Annotated in this window: 9 protein-coding genes; 8 read left to right on the plus strand and 1 reads right to left on the minus strand. The window is 68.0% G+C overall.

What is annotated here, in order from left to right; genetic code table 11:
- Positions 1-96: 96 nt before the first annotated feature.
- The gene (locus OJA40_RS04985) at positions 97-1521 is read right to left on the minus strand and encodes a TrkH family potassium uptake protein (RefSeq protein WP_263810059.1); all 1425 of its coding nucleotides are present in this window, start codon (positions 1519-1521) and stop codon (positions 97-99) included.
- Positions 1522-1855: 334 nt separating this feature from the next.
- Here OJA40_RS04985 and trkA point away from each other — a divergent pair, with 334 nt between their 5' ends.
- From trkA to OJA40_RS05025, 8 genes are all read left to right on the plus strand, one after another.
- On the plus strand, positions 1856-3196 hold the full coding sequence (gene trkA, locus OJA40_RS04990) for a Trk system potassium transporter TrkA (RefSeq protein WP_208425650.1): 1341 nt from the start codon (positions 1856-1858) through the stop codon (positions 3194-3196).
- Positions 3193-4692 (plus strand): TrkH family potassium uptake protein, encoded by a 1500-nt coding sequence (locus OJA40_RS04995; protein ID WP_208425651.1) that lies wholly within the window; start codon positions 3193-3195, stop codon positions 4690-4692. Before trkA ends, OJA40_RS04995 begins: the two co-directional genes overlap by 4 nt.
- A gap of 228 nt (positions 4693-4920) precedes the next feature.
- Positions 4921-6549 carry a cation:proton antiporter domain-containing protein gene (locus OJA40_RS05000; RefSeq protein ID WP_263810060.1) on the plus strand — a complete coding sequence of 543 codons (1629 nt, stop codon included), beginning with the start codon at positions 4921-4923 and terminating at the stop codon, positions 6547-6549.
- Positions 6546-8126: a cation:proton antiporter gene (locus tag OJA40_RS05005; protein ID WP_263810061.1), complete on the plus strand. Its 1581-nt coding sequence runs from the start codon at positions 6546-6548 to the stop codon at positions 8124-8126. The genes OJA40_RS05000 and OJA40_RS05005 overlap by 4 nt, the downstream gene beginning before the upstream one ends.
- A gap of 114 nt (positions 8127-8240) precedes the next feature.
- Positions 8241-10451, plus strand: a complete 2211-nt coding sequence (locus OJA40_RS05010) for an APC family permease (RefSeq protein ID WP_263810062.1) — start codon at positions 8241-8243, stop codon at positions 10449-10451.
- A 170-nt stretch (positions 10452-10621) separates the two neighbouring features.
- Positions 10622-12757 (plus strand): amino acid permease, encoded by a 2136-nt coding sequence (locus tag OJA40_RS05015; protein ID WP_208425655.1) that lies wholly within the window; start codon positions 10622-10624, stop codon positions 12755-12757.
- A 406-nt stretch (positions 12758-13163) separates the two neighbouring features.
- Entirely contained in the window at positions 13164-16631 is a 3468-nt protein-coding gene (locus tag OJA40_RS05020) for a PAS domain S-box protein (RefSeq protein ID WP_263810063.1), read from the plus strand.
- A gap of 164 nt (positions 16632-16795) precedes the next feature.
- Positions 16796-17653 (plus strand): shikimate dehydrogenase, encoded by an 858-nt coding sequence (locus tag OJA40_RS05025; RefSeq protein WP_263808629.1) that lies wholly within the window; start codon positions 16796-16798, stop codon positions 17651-17653.
- Positions 17654-17817: the final 164 nt, after the last annotated feature.

Raw genomic sequence — 17817 nt, forward strand, 5'->3', positions numbered from 1 at the left:
GGCGGTCATTGCTCCCTCCATTCCGCCCGGCCTGCCGTTGAGCCATGGCGGGACGGCAGGCCCACGGCAGCCCCGTCCCCTCTTCCCACACGCCCTCTACCCGATCGACACGTCTTCGTAGGCGTACCGGAAGCCGCCTTTGATGCGCTTCGGCTCGCGGGCCATCGCCGCCACGAAGGTGAGCGTGCCCACACGGCCAATGAACATGAGGACGACGGTGGACAGGCGCCCCGTCGTGGTCAACGTGCCCGTCGCGCCCATCGAAAGCCCCACCGTGTTGAAGGCACTGAACGCCTCAAACATGTAGCTGAGGAAGGGCGCAGCGCCGGCCGCCACGCCGTCCCCAAACTCGGTCACACTGAAGACGAAGATGGCGACCGTCACGATCCCGAAGGCCCCGATGAAGAGGCTCATGGCCTTCTGGAGGGTGGATTCCGGAATGGTGCGACTGGAAATGCTCGTGGTGGGCCTTCCCTGCAGGCGCGACCAGGCCAGGAGCCCGAGCAGCGCGAAGGTGGTCGTCTTGATGCCCCCGGCCGTGGAGCCGGGCGAGCCGCCAATCATCATAAAGACGATCGTCAGAAAGTTCGTCTCCGTTTCCACCTGCGCGTAGTCGATGGTGTTGAACCCGGCGGTGCGCGGGGTGATGCTGGCGAAGAGGCCATTGACGAGGCGCTCCCCGACGGACATCCCCGCCAGTGTGTTGTGCCACTCGAACGCCGTAAAGGCCGCCCAGCCGGCCACGATCAAGAAGGCCGTGGTGCCCAGCACAAGCTGGGAGTGCACGGACAGGCGGAAGCGCCCTTCGGCCCGGCGCTTTCGCCGCCACACATTTAGCTCCTCCAGGGTCAGGAAGCCGAGCCCGCCCACCACGATGAGCCCCATCACGACCATCAGGAGCGGCAGGTTGGCCTGAAAGCCCTCCAGCGACGTCGTGAACGTCGAAAACCCGGCGTTGCAGAACGCGCTCACCGTGTGGAAGACGGCGTGCCACACGGCGCCTCCCCATCCGAAGCGGGGCACCCAGGCGGCGTACAGCAGAACGCCCCCGATCAGCTCGGCGACGAACGTGAACCGAAGGATCGCCCAGGTGAGCGCCCGGTAGTCGATGTCGTCCACGAGGCGCGTCCCGCTTCCGGCCAGCTTCTCGTGTCGCAGGGACAGGCGCTGCCCGAGGGCCGCCAGGATGACGGACGTGAACGAGATGATCCCCAACCCGCCAAGTTGAATGAGCAGCAAAACGTAGGCCTGGCCCCACGTCGTGAAGTACGTGGCGGTGTCGACCACGATGAGCCCGGTCACGCACACCGCACTCGTGGCGGTAAAGAGGGCGTCCACCCAGTGTAGCGGCGGCCCGGTGTAGAGGCCCGGCAGGGTCATAAACCCGACCGTCCCCGCAAGAATCAGCGTGAGGAAGGCCCCCACGAAGAGCTGGGGCGGGCTCAGCGACCGCCACCACGACCAGAGACGCCACAGGACGCCTCTTCGTCCAGGCGGAGGCTGTTGAGAAGACGTGCTCACAGGCGGACCCGACTTTGACGATTCGGTCTGTACTGCCAGATCGAACAACATTCCCCAATTGTGAGAGTTCGGAATCCCGCTGGGAAAGATGCAACGTACACCGTTCCGGTTCTTTGCTTTTCTTTTTCTACGCCTCTATTCTCTCCTGGGAGAACGTCTGAGCCGGTTCCCACGGGGACATACCCCAGACGGTAGCGGTCGCCCTCCCCGGCAGGCCCCGTTGCCGTCGCGCGGCCCCACCGGAAACGGATCGCGGGCGCCTTGCGTCCTACCCCACTGCTCCGCGTAGTGTCCCGGCTTCGAACAGCTCTCACGAAGGCCCCCTCCTCGTTTCATGAAGGTCGTCGTCATCGGCGTCGGACAGGTCGGCAGCAGCGTGGCCCACGCGCTGGCCGGGGAGCACGAGGTGATTGCGGTCGACAAGGACCCCGACCGCCTCGAAATGATCCGGGCCGAGACCGACGTGCTCACCTACGAGGGCAACGGGGCCCGGGTCGACGTGCTGAAATCGGCGGACGTGCAGGACGCCGACCTCGTGGTTGGCAGCACGAGCGACGACCGCAGCAACATCCTGATCTGCAGCACGGCGCGGGCCCTGAACGACGGTGCCTTCACCATCGCCCGCGTCACCGAGACGGAATACCTCGCCACCTGGTCCCAGCTCCGCGAGGCCTTCAACGTGGACTTTATGGTGGGGGCCGACCACCTCACGGCCCGCAACATCGTGGAGGTCGTGGGGCTGCCCACCGCCCGCAACGTCGAGCACTTCGGGCAGGGGCGGGTCGTCATGGCCGGATTCACCGTTCCCGAGGAGAGCCCGGTCGCCGGAAAGACCGTTCAGGAATTGCGGCTGGGCGACGGCGTGAACCTCGTGGCCGTGTTCGACGACGAGCACATGGAGATTGTCCGCGGGACGACCTGCCTCCGGCCCAACATTCGGCTGCTGGTGATCGGGCGGCCAGGCCAGGTGGAGCACTTTGCGGGCACGCTTACCCCCAGGGACCGAGTGAAGCAGGCGCGCCAGATTCTGATTCTGGGCGGGGGGGAGATCGGGTTTCAGACGGCCCGGATGCTCGAACAACGCGGCCTCCAGCCCCGCCTCGTGGAGAAGGACCCCGACCGGGCCCAGGCCCTTGCTCAGGAGCTGCCGGACACGCTGGTCCTACAGAACGACGCGACGGACCCGAAATTCCTGCGCCGGGAGGGGGTGGCGGACGCCGACCTCGTCGTCTCGGCCCTCACGCCCGACGAGCGAAACCTCCTCACGTCGACGTTGAGCCTGGACCTCGGCGCCGAGCGGGTGCTGTCGGTGGTGCACCGCGACGTGTACGAATCGGTCTTTACGAGCAGTGGCATCGAGACGACGGTCAACCCCCGCCGGGAGGTCATCGAGGAGATCCTCCGACACACCCGTGTGCGGGGCATCGAGAAAATCACCTTCGTCGAGGGCGACCGCGGGGAGGTGGTGGAGGTGGCCCTCACGGCGGAGAGTCCTCTCGTAGGACGCCCGATTGAAGAGGGCGTCGAAACAGTGCCGTACAACTTCGTCGTGGGAGCGGTGACCCGGAACGGGGAGGTGCTCATTCCCCGGGGCAAAACGGTCCTGGAGCCTCAGGACCACCTCGTCCTGTTCGTCGACGCGGAAGAAGCAGACGAGGTCCTGGAGGCACTATGATTGCAGCTCGTCGACTCCGCCGGGTCAGCAGTGTGCTGGGGCCGGTCCTAAAGTGGTTCTCGGCCGTCTTTTCGGTGCCGATCGCCACGGCCCTCTACCACGGCACCTCGGTGGTGCCCTTCCTCGTGCCGCTGGGCCTCTCGTTCGGGGCTGGGGCGCTCGCGGAATGGATGGGGGGCGACAGCGAGCTCACGGTGCAGGACGGATTCCTGCTCGTGACGCTCACCTGGGTCCTGGTCTCGCTTCTCGGAAGCATCCCGTACCTGTTGAGCGGCACCGGCAGCTTTGCGACGCCCATCAACGCCGTCTTCGAGAGCTTCAGCGGCTTTTCGGCGACCGGGTCGACGATCCTGCTCGACATTTCGATCGAGAAGCACGGGGCGGCGCTCATGCTCTGGCGACAGCTTACGCAGTGGATTGCCGGCATGGGCATCCTCGCACTGGCGGTCGCCGTGTTGCCGCGCCTGTCGGCCGGGGGCGCCCAGTTTCTGGACGCCGAGGTGCCGGGCCCGCGCCTGGAGCGGCTCACGCCCCACATCGCCGAGACGGCCCGGCGCCTCTGGCTGCTGTACATCGGGTGCTCGGTGGTGCTCCTGGCGCTGCTGCTGGGCGTGCACTACGCCGGGCTCGCCCCCCGCATGACGCCGTACCAGGCCCTCGCGCACGTCTTTACCACCATTCCGTCCGGTGGCTTCTCGCCCCAGGCCCGGAGCATCGAGGCATTCGCCCCCACGGTGCAGTGGATCCTCATCCCCTTCATGTTCGTGGCGGCGATGAACTTTACGCTGCTCTGGCAGGCGATCGTGTCCACCCCGACGGCCCCCGCCCGCGATACGGAATTCCGGGTCTACCTTTCGGTCTTTGCCGTCGGAAGCCTCCTGGTGAGCGCCATGCTGTGGGGCAACGGGCAGTTCGGGGGCCTCGAAGAGACGTTTCGGCACGGCACGTTCCAGACGGCCACCCTGCTCACCACCACCGGCTACGCGAGCACCGACTTCGCCGTGTGGAGCGAGGAGGTTCTCGTGGTCCTATTGCTCCTCATGTTTGCCAGCGGGTGCGTGGGCAGCACGTCCGGCGGCCTCAAGCTCATGCGGTGGACCGTAGGGGTCAAGGTAATTGGGCGCGAACTCTTTCAAATGATTCACCCCTCGTCCGTGCGCCCGATGTGGCTGGGGCGCCGCACGGTGAAGGAGCCGGTGGTGCGGGGCATTCTCATCGTGATCCTCACCTATCTGCTGCTGGTGGTGGGCGGCACCGGCTTTATCGCCGTGGACGCCCACCGCGTGGGGATCGACCTTGCACTCAGCGAGGCCTTTTCCGGCACGCTGGTGGTGCTGGGCAACATCGGCCCGGGCTTCGGTGCCGTCGGGCCGATGGGCGGGTTCGAGGCCCTGCCGGTGCCGACGAAGATCTTCATGTGCCTGCTGATGGTGGCGGGCCGCCTGGAGGTGATGACGTTTCTCGTGGTTCTGAGCCCGAGCTACTGGCAGGGGTAGCGGCCTCCCGTTCGCAGGACTGCGTTCCCTCCCCACGCGGGCAGGGGGCCCGCTCCGACAATGACGCGGGCCACTGCGGGTACAGCGCCCTCCCGCTGTATCAAGAAGACGGCAACGCTCAATTCTCCGGCTTCCGGATTGTGTCTCCTTCGCTCGCCCGTTATTCTGGGACCCGCGCCCCCCGCATGACGTTCGTCCGGTCCCTCTCTCCTCGACAGCCCCCCTCGCATGGTCGAGTTCGAGCTGCTCCGCAGCCTGGGCATCATGCTGCTGGCCGCCCTCGGGGTCGTGCTCGTAGCCCGGGCCGCGCGCGTGCCCAACATTGTGGCGTATATCGGGGCCGGGCTGTTGCTGGGGCCGACGCTTGGGGTGTTGACGGTGACCCACACCATCGAGCTCATCGCCGAGTTCGGCATCATCCTGCTCCTCTTCCTCGTGGGGCTGGAGCTGAGCCTCGACAAGATCAAAGAGGTGGGCACGACCGCCTTCGTGGCGGGGGGCGTACAGATGGGCGGCACGGCGCTCGGTGGGGGCCTGCTGGCAGGGCTCTTCGGGGTGCCGGTCGTCGAGGCCGTCGTGGTGGCCGTGGCGATTATGTTTAGCAGCACGGTCGTGGTCGTCAAGATGCTCGAAAAGCAGGGCGACCTCGACGCGCCGTACGGGCAGATTGCCGTGGGCGTGCTGTTGGTGCAGGACCTCGTGGTGGTGATGGTGCTCACGTTCGTCGCCGGCCTCGCGGGGCCCGGCGAACTCGCGTGGGCCGACGTGGCGTGGGGCCTCGGACAGGCCTTCGTGGGGATGGCGCTCCTGGGCGGTCTCATCGCGGCGGCAGCCCGGTACGTCCTGCCGCCAGCCATCCAGTGGATTTCCCGGATGACCGAGGGCTTGTTCATCTGGAGCCTCTTCTGGTGCTTCCTGGTGGTACTGGGGGCCGAGGCGCTTCACCTCTCGCCCGAACTGGGGGCCTTCCTGGCCGGGATTGCGCTCGCCCAGCTGCCGCAGTGCCACGAGTTGCGCCAGCGCGTGCACCCGCTGATGAACTTCTTCATCATCGTCTTCTTCGTGTCGCTCGGCCTGCAGATGGAACTGGGGGCGGCCCTTGCGCGGTGGCCCCTCGCCCTAGCGCTCGCGGCGTTCGTGATGGTCGTCAAGCCGCTGCTCTTCTTTGGGGTGCTGCCCCGGCTGGGCCACGGCGAAGAGACCGCGTTCCGGACGGGCCTCAGTCTCGCACAGATCAGTGAGTTTTCGCTCATCTTCGGCGCGCTGGCGCTCGCCTCGGGCCTGATCGACGAGGCGCTCCTGTCGGTCATCACGCTGGTGGGCCTCGTCACCTTCGCGCTCTCCTCGTTTCTGTTGCTCTACAGCGACCGCCTCTACGCCGCCGTGAAGCCGTACCGGCCGCTGGCCGGGCTCGGCGCGCGGCAGGAGGCCCCCGCCCCTCCGCCGGACGGGCTGCAGGGGCACGTCATCGTCGTGGGCCTGAACACACTTGGCCGCCGCCTCGTCGACCGGCTGACCGCGGCCGGCGAGACGGTCGTCGCGGTCGACACCGACCCGGAGAAGCTCGCCCGGCTCTCCGTACGCACCGTCCACGGCAACGCCATCCACGAGACGACGCGCGCGGCGGCGGACTGGGAGGACGCCAGGCTGGTTGTTTCGAGCCTCAGCATCGAAGGCACCAACAACCTGTTGGCCTACCACGCCCGGCGGGCCGGCGTGCCGTGCAGCATCCACGCGTTCGATCGCACCAGCGAGAACAGCCTCCGCAGCTTCGGGGTGGACCACCTGATTCGGTCGAAGCACGAAGGGGCCCGGCGCCTGCTCGACGAGCTCAAATCGAGAGCGGTGTTGTCATGACGGAGCTTGCCATTCTTCTCGGCCTGGCGGCCGCCGGGTACGGGGTGTCGCGCTGGACGCAGCTTCCCGCCATCCCGTTCCTGCTGATGGGGGGCCTCGCCCTGAATGCCACAGGGGCCGTGGGCGACGCCGGGTTCGTGGAGGACGTTTTGTTTTTAAGCGTGTCCATCCTGCTTTTCGTGGCGGGGACGGACCTCAGCCTCACCCGCGTCGGGCCGTTCAAGAAAACGGCCTTTGGGATCGGCGTCGCGCAGTTTGTAGGCCTCGCCGCGGCGGCATTGGGGATTGCGTACGGGCTCGACTATGCCCTCACCGACGCGCTCTACCTGGGCTTGGCCCTGGCGGCCAGCTCCACGATCGTGGGCGTGCGCCTCCTCCAGCGCCGGCAGCAGATGTTTGAGCCCTACGGGCGCACGGTGCTCGGCGCACTGCTCCTGCAGGACGTGATCGTCGTCCTCCTTTTGCCGCTGCTCGTCCGGCTCCCGGACGGTCCCGCGGCCGTGCTGGGCAGCCTGGGCGGGACGGCCGTACTGCTCGCTGGGGTGGGAATTGTGATGAAGGGCGTGGTGCCGCTCCTGCTCGAGCGCGAGCTGGACGCCGAGACGCAGTTGCTCGCGGTCCTCGGCGTGCTGTTTGGGTTCATGGGGGCGGCGGCGTGGCTTGACGTGCCGCTCTTCGCCGCGGCCTTCCTCGCCGGCGTTTCGCTTTCAGGGTTTCCCTTCAGCGGCATCGTGCACGCCGAGATGCAGCCGCTCTACGACTTCTTCTCGGCGATTTTCTTCGCGTCGCTGGGGATAGCGGCCGCCCGGCCCGACCCCACCCTGATCGGGCACGCGGTCCTCTTTGCGGGGGTGGTGCTGGTGCTGACCCCCCTGATTGTTGCCGTCGTGGGGGCGTGGACCGGGCTCGTGGCCCGGTCCGCCCTGGAGAGTGGCCTGCTGCTCGCCCAGACGAGTGAACTCTCGCTGGTCGTGGGCCTGCAGGCCCTCGTGGCCGGTCCCATTGGGGGGGAGGTTTTTTCGGTGATCGTCCTGACCACGGTCTTCACGATGATGCTCACCCCGCTGCTCACGAGCGAGACGGTGGTGTGGGAGCTCGTGCGGTGGCATCCCTCGCGTCAGTCAGACGTTCTGTCCGAGGTGCCAAGCAACCACGTGCTTGTCCTGGGGGGTGGGCGGAACGCCCGCCCCTTGCTTCGGCTGCTTCGGGAGTCCAAATACGAGGCCGTCGTGGTGGACGAGGACCCCACCGTGGTGAATCGCCTTCGCGACCGGGGCGTGCGCTGTGTGCGCGGCGACGGGAGCGATCGGTCAGTTTTGCTGAAGGCCGGGGGGGCGCAGGCCCGTATCGTGGTGTCCCTTCTCCGCAATCCAAAGGCCGTCGAGTCGTTGCTGGACTACGTCGGCGACACCGTCCCCATTCTGGTGCGCGTCTTCGAGGACCACGAGGCCGAGTGGGTCGAGGCCCGGGGCGGAACCCCCATCCGCTTCGCCCACGCCGCGAGCGACGCGTTTATGGACTGGTTTCGGCAGACGCGACCGACGGCGCAGAACGAGGCGACGTCCCCGAGCCCGTAAATTCCCCGGTTTCGTGAACACGCCGCGCACGGGCCAACATGCCCGGGCCGAGTGCGTCCATCTGAACCCCACAAGTCGGGTTCTCGCTCTTCTCTCCGGACGTTTGTCGCTGCGATGGCCAAGGAACTGGAACGCGATCTCGGACTGCCGTCGGTGCTGGCCATCAGCATCGGGGCCATGGTGGGCAGCGGCATCTTCATCCTCCCCGCCCTCGCCATGAAGATGGCGGGCCCGGCGGTCGTGCTGGCCTACCTGCTGGCCGGGGTGCTGGTGCTGCCGGCGGCCCTGAGCAAGGCGGAGATGGCCACGGCAATGCCGGAGGCCGGGGGCACGTACGTGTACATCGAGCGCGGGATGGGCCCCCTCCTCGGCACCATCGCCGGCATTGGCACCTGGTTCTCCCTCTCGTTCAAGGGCGCGCTCGCGCTCGTTGGCGGGGCGCCCTACATCGTGCTCCTGTTCGACGTGCCGCCCCAGGCGCTGGCCCTCGGCATTGCGGGCGTGCTGATCGTGGTGAACCTCCTGGGCGTCAAGCAGACCGGGCGCATCCAGGTGGCCCTGGTGGCGGTGATGTTGGCGGCCATGGTGTGGTTCGTGGGCGGCAGCCTCGGGGACGTGGACCCGGTGCGCTTCGAGGGGTTCTTCGACGAAGGCGTGGGGGGATTGCTGGCCGCCACGGGCTTTGTGTACGTGTCGTACGCCGGGGTCACAAAAGTAGCGAGCGTGGCCGAAGAGATCGAGCACCCGGACCGCAACATTCCGCTCGGCCTCCTCGGCTCGCTCGCCTTCACGACGCTGCTCTACGTGCTCGTGGTGACCGTCATCGTGGGGGCGGCGCCCACGGCGGGCCTTGCCGGCTCCTCGACGCCGGTGGCCGACGTGGCGGGCAGCACCCTCATCCAGTGGGGCGTGATCGTGGTGGTCGCGGCCGCCATCCTGGCCCTCGTGAGCACCGCCAACGCGGGCCTCCTCTCCGCCTCGCGCTACCCGTTCGCCATGAGCCGCGACAAGCTGGTGCCCGACGCGCTCCAGCACGTGAGCGACCGGTTCGACACCCCGACCACCGCCATCACGGTCACGGGGGGCGTCGTGCTCGCCATGATTGCGTTCGTCCCGATCGACGACATTGCGAAGCTGGGCAGTGCCTTCAAAATCCTCGTCTTTATTCTCGTCAACCTCGCCCTCGTCGCCTTTCGCGAGAGCGACCTCGACGACTACGACCCGGCATTCCGGGACCCGCTGTACCCGTGGACGCAGGGGGTCGGCGTGCTCGGGGGCCTCGCCCTGCTCAGCCAGATGGGGCTGGTGCCGCTCGTGGGGGCCGTCCTGATCACCGGGGCCGGGGCGCTCTGGTACGGGGCCTACGCCCGGCGCCGCGTGGGGCGGGAGGGCGTGGTGCGGGACGAACTGCGGCGCCGCGTGGGGCAGCAGGCCGCCGAGCGCACCCGGGCCGCCCTCGATACCGGGCGGCGGGCGGACCGCGTGGTCGTAGGGACCACCGAGGACCTGCGGCCGGACCGGGAGACGGCGCTGGTGGAGGTCGGGGCCGCCCTCACCGGGACCCTCGACGGGGGCCTCACGGTGATGCGCTTCGACGCAGTGCCCGACCAGTTGCCGCTCGACTCCGCCGCCGAGGTGCAGTCCCCCGACGACGTGGACTTCGAGACCCGGATGGACCGCTTTGGGGCGTCGGTGGACGGGCCGTTCGAGTACGGGGAGGTCGTCAGCCACGACGTGCGCCACGCGGTGGCCAACTTCGCCCGGCACCACGCGGTGGACCTGCTGGTGCTGGAGCGGACCCTCTCCGCCGACCGCTCCTGGCTGGACGAGCGCGACCTGGACTGGATTTCGCGCCACTGCTCCGCCGACCTCCTGCTGGTGGAACCGACGCCCCTCGCGGTGCTCGACCGCATTGCACTGGTCACCGACAACGGGCCGTTCGACCCCCGAAAGGTGGAGCTGGCCAACGGGCTCGCGGCGGCCGCCGGCGCGAGCCTCGTCCTGGGACACGCCGTCCCCGCCGACGCGACCGAGGATCAACGCGCCACCGTCCGCACCTACCACGAAGACCTGATGGGCCTGTGCACGGTGCCCGTCGAGTCGAACCTCGTGGGCACGACGACACCGGCGGCAATGGCGCAGGCCGTGTCCGCCGCCGACCTCGTCGTCGTGGAGAGCGATGCGGCCTGGTGGGCCCGCCTCCTGGGCAACCGAGACCCGCAGCGCATTGCGGGCGCCTTCGGCGGGCCCGCCATCGTGGTGCGGCCGCAGCAGGCCGAGGGCCCCGGCCCCGTGCGCCGCCTGCTCGAACGGGTTGCGTTTTAACGTCTACGAGGGGCTGGACCGGTCGCACGGTCGACGGGGCCGCAACTGCGGGGACGCGGACCGGGGCCCTTGGGAGAGACTCGTCAAGTTTTGGGGAGGCGGGGAACCGTGCCCCCCGCCTTGGTCCTTTACGTCCACTCCCTTTTCTTCCTGATTTGCCCGCTACAAATATGGCTTCGGGCTCCTCGGACCTTCAGAAAACCCTCACCCTCTACGACGTCTACTCGATCAGTACGGGGGCGATGTTCAGCTCCGGGTTCTTTCTGCTGCCCGGCATCGCGGCGGCGGAGACCGGGCCCTCGGTCATCCTCGCGTACCTGGTGGCGGGCCTGCTCATCCTGCCGTCCATGTACAGCATGGCGGAGCTCTCGACGGCCATGCCCAAGGCAGGGGGCACGTATTACTTTCTCGACCGGGCCCTCGGCCCGCTCGCGGGCACCGTGGGCGGCCTGGGCACCTGGCTCGCGCTCGTCTTCAAGAGCGCGTTCGCCCTCATCGGGATGGGCGCCTACCTCGCCATCTACGCCGACGTGCCCATCAAGCCCCTGGCGGCGGCCCTCACGCTGGCCTTCGGGGTGCTCAACGTCGTTGGGGCCAAGGAGAGCAGCCTGCTGCAGCGCGTGCTGGTGACGATTCTGGTGGGTGTGCTCGGCTTCTACGCCGCCCAGGGCGTCCTGTCGGTCTGGGGCGGGCAGAGCGCCGTCGGCGGGGCCGCCGGCGAGTTCACGCCCTTCTTTACGGAGGGCGCGCGCGGCTTTCTCGCCACCATCGGGATCGTCTTCGTCTCGTACGCCGGCCTGACGAAGGTCGCCAGCGTGGCCGAGGAGGTCAAAAATCCGGACCGCAACATTCCCTTAGGGATGGGCCTGTCGCTGCTCACGGCCACGGGCATCTACGTCGTGGGCGTGGCCATCATGGTGGCCATCCTGCCGGCCACGGACCTCCACGCCGACCTGACGCCGGTGTACACCTCCGGCGAGGTGTTCTTCAACTGGCTCCCGTACACCCTGGGCCCGATCCTGATCGTCGTCGCGGCCGTCGCGGCGTTCGCCTCCACCGGCAACGCCGGCATCATGTCGGCCTCGCGCTACCCGCTGGCGATGGCCCGCGACCGCCTGCTGCCCGACGGCTTCGCCCGGATCGGTCGCTTCAACACGCCCACCCGCTCGATCGTGGTGACGGTGGGGCTCATGCTCATCATCATCTTCGTGCTCTCCGAAGAGGGCGTGGCGAAGCTGGCCAGTGCGTTCCAGCTCCTGATCTTTGCGCTCCTCAACTTCGCGGTCGTCGTGATGCGGGAGAGCGAAATTCCGTCCTACGCGCCCGGCTACCGGTCGCCGCTGTACCCGTGGGTGCAGGTGGCGGGCATCGCCATTCCCTTCTTCCTCATCTCGGAAATGGGAACGCTGGCCATCGTCTTCACGGGCGTGGTGGTGCTGGTCGGCGTGGGCTGGTACTTCTACTACGCCTCCGACGTCCCCCGCGAGGGCGCGATCTTTCACCTCTTTGCCCGCCTCGGCAAGCAGCGCTACGACGGCCTCGACCGGGAGCTGCAGACCATCCTCGAGGAGAAAGGGGTGGGGCACGACACCGCGTTTGATCGGCTCGTGGCCGAGTCGGACGTCATCCACCTCGACGAGCCGGTTCCCTACGCGGACGTGGTGGAGGACGTGTCGGGCCGGCTGGCGGAAGAGCTTGGCCTCTCGTCCGAAACCCTCGAACACGGGTTTCTGGAAGGGGCCCCGTACAGTGCCGTTTCCGTCTCCCACGGGGCTGCCCTTCCCTACTGTCGCCTCGACGGGATCAGCGAGTCGAAGATGGTGATGGTGCACTGCCAGTCCGGGATCTGCGTCGACCTGGAGGACGAGATCGAAGAGCTGGACCGCTCCGAGCCGGTCTACGCCTTCTTCTTTCTCGTCAGCCCGAAGGACGACGAGGGGGAGCACCTCCGCACGCTGGCCACCCTCGCCAACCGGACCGACGAGGAGCAATTCCTCGTCGAGTGGCGCGCGGCCGCCGACGAGCAGGAGGTCAAGGAGAGCCTGCTCCACCACGAACGCTACCTCACGCTCAACCTCCTTTCGGGGACCAACACGGACGAGTTTATCGGCCGGACCGTGACCGACCTGAACCTGCCGGCGGGCGTGCTGGTGGCCCTCGTGCGGCGCGACGGACAGATCACCGTGCCCTCCGGGGCCACGCGCCTGGAGGAAGGGGACCGCGTAACCATCATCGGCAACCCGGCCGGCATCGACCGGCTGTACGAGCTGTACCGCGCGGGCGAGCAGGAAGGGGTCGTCCAGTAGACGCGCGATTCGGTCTCGTGGACGCCCGGGCGGGGCACGCCCTCCGCCCCTCTCGAAGAAACCACTTCGCAACGGGCACGTGGCAAAACCATTCCGCGTCGGTCTCATCTCATCCCTCCATTGCCAAAGAGTCCTCGTCGGAAGAAGCAGGAAGCCGTCCACTTTCCAGCTTGACGTGTTCGTCGAATTCCGACTTGACTTATCGGGCATGTTTTTTGATAGTACTGTTGCCCCAATCACACGAAAGACTTCAGGGCTCGTGTGCCCGCCCCAAGACTTGGCTCGGACTCGTCAATGCCCTTCGGCACAGCGCCTCGGGGCCGTCGGGAGGCCCTGGACGCCAAAGCCCCAACGCAAAAAGCCGGTTTCGGGTACAGACTGACCTTGCGACTTCACTCCCTCTCCCGTGGATGACCTCTGGCAGCAGATCGTTTCTCCCTTTCGCCTTGAGGACGACGCTCTTTCCCAGGAAGAGCGATCACGGGTTCAGGATTTTCGGCTGCTGACCCTCTTGGGGGCTGTTCTCATTCTCCTCTTCGGCCCCCTCTACGCGGCGACCAACCCGGACGCCGTCGATCCACTGTGGGCCCGGCTCGGGGTGGCCGGCCTGCTCGGGGCCCTGGTCCCGGCCTCGTATCTGTCCCGCCACGTGCGCCACCACTTCGTCTCGTGGCTGCGCGGCGCCCTTTTCATCGTGCTGGTCTGGCTGGTCGCCACCACCACGTTGAACCACTTTGCCGGGGAGTTTGCCGTCGGCCTTCTGCTGGGCTACACGATCATTGTCGCGTTCGTGGGGGTGAGCGCACAGTCCGGGCGGCCGGTCACCTGGTTTCCGGCACTCAGTTTCGCCCTGGTGGCGGGCGGGCTCGGCGTCTCCTATGCCACGGGCCCCGACCCCCAGATCAACCCGCTCATCCTGTTGGTGGGCGTCGCGGGCATCTCCTTCGCAGAGGGGGTTGCCATCCGTCGGCTGCTCTCCGCGCGACGGGCCCTGCGCGACCGGGAGGAGCAGCTCCACGTCATTACCGGCAACGTCTCGGAGGGCATCTACCGGTCCACCCCCGAGGACGGGCTCGTCTACGCCAATCAGGCATTCGCCGAGCTGTTCGGGTACGAGAGTCCCGAGGCCATCCTGCAGGCGGACTCCGCCTCCTTCTACGCCACCCCGTCCGACCGGCAGCGCCTGCTGAAAGAAGAGCACGAGGCCGACGGGCTCGATCAGATGGAGGTCCGCTTCCGCCGGAAGGACGGGACCCCGTTCATCGGGCTCGTCAGCAGCACCGTGGTGCGCGACGCGGACGGGAAGCCGCAGTACTACGACGGGGCCGTCACCGACATCACCGAGCGGAAGCAGCGGCAGCGGCGGCTCCGCGTGCTGTCGGAGGTGGTGGAGCAGGCCGACGACGGCATTTTGGTCACGGCCCTGCCCCGAAACGGCACCCCCACGTTTGGGGACCTCGCCTTCGCCAACGGCGAGCCCGACGCCCTCGTCTCGAAAAACGGCTCGTCGGGGGCCGGCACGAGCCCACCCATCGTGTACGCCAACCAGGCGTTCGAAGAGATGACCGGCTACCGGGAGGAGGAGCTGCTCGGGCGCACCGTTGAGGTGTTGAAGGGCCCCAAGACCGATCCGTCGGTCATCCGCGCCCTTCAGGACGCCGACCGGGATACGCAGGGGTGGGAGGGGGAGACGATCAACTACCAGAAAGACGGCACCCCGTACGTCGCCCACTGGAACACGACCTCCGTGCAGGCCGAAGAGGCGGAGGTGGAGTACCGGGCCTCCATCCAGCGGGACGTCACCGACCGGCGCGAGATGGAAGAGCGCCTCCGCGATCAGCGGAGTCGGCTACGGGGCATGGCCAACAGCATCCCCGGCGTCACCTACCAGTTCTACGCCCGTCCGGACGGGACACGCGGGTGCCACTTCGTCAGCGAGCACGCCGAAGAGGTTCTCGGGCTTCCCACCGACCCGGACGCGTTCTACGAACAGTTCGACGACCGCATCCCTACGTCCCACCGGGCCCGTTCGCAGAACAAGATCGAGGACGCCATCGAGCGAGAGGCGCCCTGGCGCATCGAGCTGCCGTTCGACCGGCCCTCCGGCGATCGCCTCTGGCTCCTCGACACCGCCACCCCCGAACGACGGAATGGGGAGCTCGTGTTCAACGGCGTCATGATCGACATCACCGGGCGCAAGGCCGCCGAGCGCGCCCTCCGGGACGAGCGCGACCGGTTCGAGAATCTCTTTGAGAGCCTGCCCACGCCGGTTATGCGCTGCACGGTGGAGGACGGCACGAGCTACGTGTCGACCATTAATGAGGCCTTTGCGGACACCTTTGGGGTGGACCCCGAGGCGGTTGAGGGCAAAAACATCGACGCAACCATCGTGCCGGACGACGCCGAGCAGGAAGGCAGTGCCCTCAACCGCCGCGCGGTGCAGGAGGGCGCCCTGAAGACCGAGGTGCGTCGCCGCACCAAGAACGGGCCCCGCGACTTCCAGCTCCAGGCGACCGGACGAACCCGGGGGAACGCCCCGCCGGAGATCCACGCCATCTATACCGACATCACCGAACGGACCCGGCTGGAGGAGACGCTCACGTACCGCTCCGAACTCGAAAGCAAGATCGTCGACATCTCCACCCGCTTCATCAACACACCCGTCGACGACTTGGACCGGGAGATTGAGGCCGCCCTCCAGGCCATCGGCGCCTTCGTGGACGCCGACCGGAGCTACGTCTTCCGGTTCGACGACGAGGCGGCCACCATGAGCAACACCCACGAGTGGCGGACCGGAGCGACGGCCTCCACGCAGTCGCGCCTCCAAAACATTCCGTACGCGGAGACGCCCTGGTTCATGGCCCGCATGCGCCGTCGGGAGGGGCCGCTGCGAGTGCCGCGCCCCGCGGACCTCCCCCCCGACGCCGCCGGCCTGCGGCAGCGCCTGGAGGCCGGGAACGTGCAGTCCCTGCTCGTACTGCCGATGCTGAACGACCAGGACCTGGTCGGCTTCGTCGGGTTCGACGCCGTGCGGCAACAGCGCGACTGGGACGCGGACACGGTGATGCTGCTCCGCGTGCTCACCGACGCCATCTCCAACGCCCTCCAGCGAAAGACGGCGGAGAAGGAGATGCTGGCGGCCAAGGAGGAGGCCGAAGACGCAAACCGAATGAAGTCCGTCTTTCTGGCCAACATGAGTCACGAGATCCGGACGCCCCTCACCTCGATCATCGGCTTCGCGGAGGCCATCGGGGACGAACTCGGGGACGAGACGGCGGGGCCGGTCCTGCGGTTTGCGCAACTCATCGAGAAGAGCGGGAATCGGTTGCTCGAAACCCTCGACGGGGTCCTCAACCTCTCGAAGCTCGAGGCGGGCGAGATGGACCTCACGATCGAGCCCGTCAACCTCACCGCGCAGGCCGCAGAGACGGCCGACCAGTTTGCCCCGCAGGCCCAGGCGTCCGGAATTTCCCTCCACACGGACCTCGACGACGCCCCGGTGTGGGCGCGGGCCGACGAGGGCGCGGTGCACATCGTGCTGCGCAACCTCATCTCCAATGCCATCAAGTACACCAACGAAGGGGGCGAGGTGGAGGTGCGGGTGCACGACGCCGGAACGGCGGCCGTGATGGCGATAGAGGACACCGGCATCGGCATGAATCCCGAGCAGGTCACCGCCCTCTTCGAGGCGTTCCGACAGGCCTCTGAGGGACTCGGCCGCGAATACGAGGGCACGGGCCTGGGACTGGCCGTCACCAAACAGGCGGTCGACCACATGAACGGCTCCATCGACGTGGAGACAGAGGAGGGCGTCGGCACGCACTTCGTCGTCCGCCTGCCGACGGCAGCGTCCCCTTCCGGTCCGTCTCCGTGATCCAATCGGGGGCGCCGCCCGTTCTGAGACGGGCGCCCGCGGCCCCCGCAACGACCGGACGGCCGCCGGATTGACGTTGCCGCCCAGATGTCCATTCTTCAGACCCTGCCGCTTGCTCTCGTCGCGGCCCCCTCTCTTGCGCCCTGAATTAACCGCTCCCCTCCGTGCCCCTCGACGCCACGACCCAACTCGTGACCCTCCTCGGCCACCCGGTCGAGCACTCCCTGTCGCCCCGCATCCACAACACGGCCTTCCGGGCTCAGGACGTGAATGCCGCCTACGTGGCCACGCCGGTGCGGCCGGAGGCCCTCGGCGACGCCGTGGCCGGGCTCCGGGCGCTGCAGTTCCTCGGGGCCAACGTGACAACCCCCCACAAAGAGGCCGTGCTGCCTCTCCTCGACGAGGTGACGGAGCGGGCACGGGCCGTGGGGGCCGTCAACACGATCGTCCGGGACGACGGCCGCCTGCACGGCGACAACACGGACGTTGCGGGCTTCCTGCGCCCCCTGGAGGAGCGCGGGGGCGACGCCCTTGCGGAAGCGCCGATGCTCGTGTTTGGGGCCGGCGGCGCCGCCCGGGCCGTCGTCTACGGGCTTCTGAGTCACTACCGCCCGGAGCGCCTCACGATCGTGGCCCGCCGCCCCGACCAGGCCGAGGGGCTGGCCGCCGACCTCGCCGACCACGCCCCCGACGGGGCCCTCCGGGTCTCCTCGTTTGAGGAAGCCGCACTCTCGGTCCGGACGAGCCGGCTCGTCGTGAACGCCACGCCGCTGGGCATGGCGCCGGACCGCCGCGGCCAGACCCCCTGGCCGAATCCCGTGGACTTTACTGAAGATCACGTCGTCTACGACCTCGTGTACACCCCCGAGGAGACCCGGCTCCTGCGCGAGGCGGCCGCCGAAGGGGCAACCCCCATCGGCGGCCTCGACATGCTCGTGGAGCAGGCCGCCGCGGCCTATCGGCAGTGGACCGGTCGCGGCATGCCCCAGGCGGCGGTGTACGATGCGCTCCGTGCCGACTGACGACGGGCGGCTCGTCCCCGCCGTGCGGTCTCCTCCGTCCTGTGGCCACGGGGCGCTCCCTGCCCCCCGGCCGACGAACCGCCTATCACTGAGGCCGATTGGCCGCTTCTTCTCCGGCCGATCTCGGCCTCGTGGCCCCCTCCCTTCACGCAACCGCCCCGTTT

Source organism: Salinibacter pepae (assembly GCF_947077775.1).
Taxonomy (GTDB): Bacteria; Bacteroidota; Rhodothermia; order Rhodothermales; family Salinibacteraceae; genus Salinibacter; species Salinibacter pepae.

Coding starts and splice junctions, on each gene's coding strand:
- trkA (WP_208425650.1), top strand. CDS start 1,856: ATGAAGGTCGTCGTCATCGGCGTCGGACAGGTCGGCAGCAGCGTGGCC.
- OJA40_RS04995 (WP_208425651.1), top strand. CDS start 3,193: ATGATTGCAGCTCGTCGACTCCGCCGGGTCAGCAGTGTGCTGGGGCCG.
- OJA40_RS05000 (WP_263810060.1), top strand. CDS start 4,921: ATGGTCGAGTTCGAGCTGCTCCGCAGCCTGGGCATCATGCTGCTGGCC.
- OJA40_RS05005 (WP_263810061.1), top strand. CDS start 6,546: ATGACGGAGCTTGCCATTCTTCTCGGCCTGGCGGCCGCCGGGTACGGG.
- OJA40_RS05010 (WP_263810062.1), top strand. CDS start 8,241: ATGGCCAAGGAACTGGAACGCGATCTCGGACTGCCGTCGGTGCTGGCC.
- OJA40_RS05015 (WP_208425655.1), top strand. CDS start 10,622: ATGGCTTCGGGCTCCTCGGACCTTCAGAAAACCCTCACCCTCTACGAC.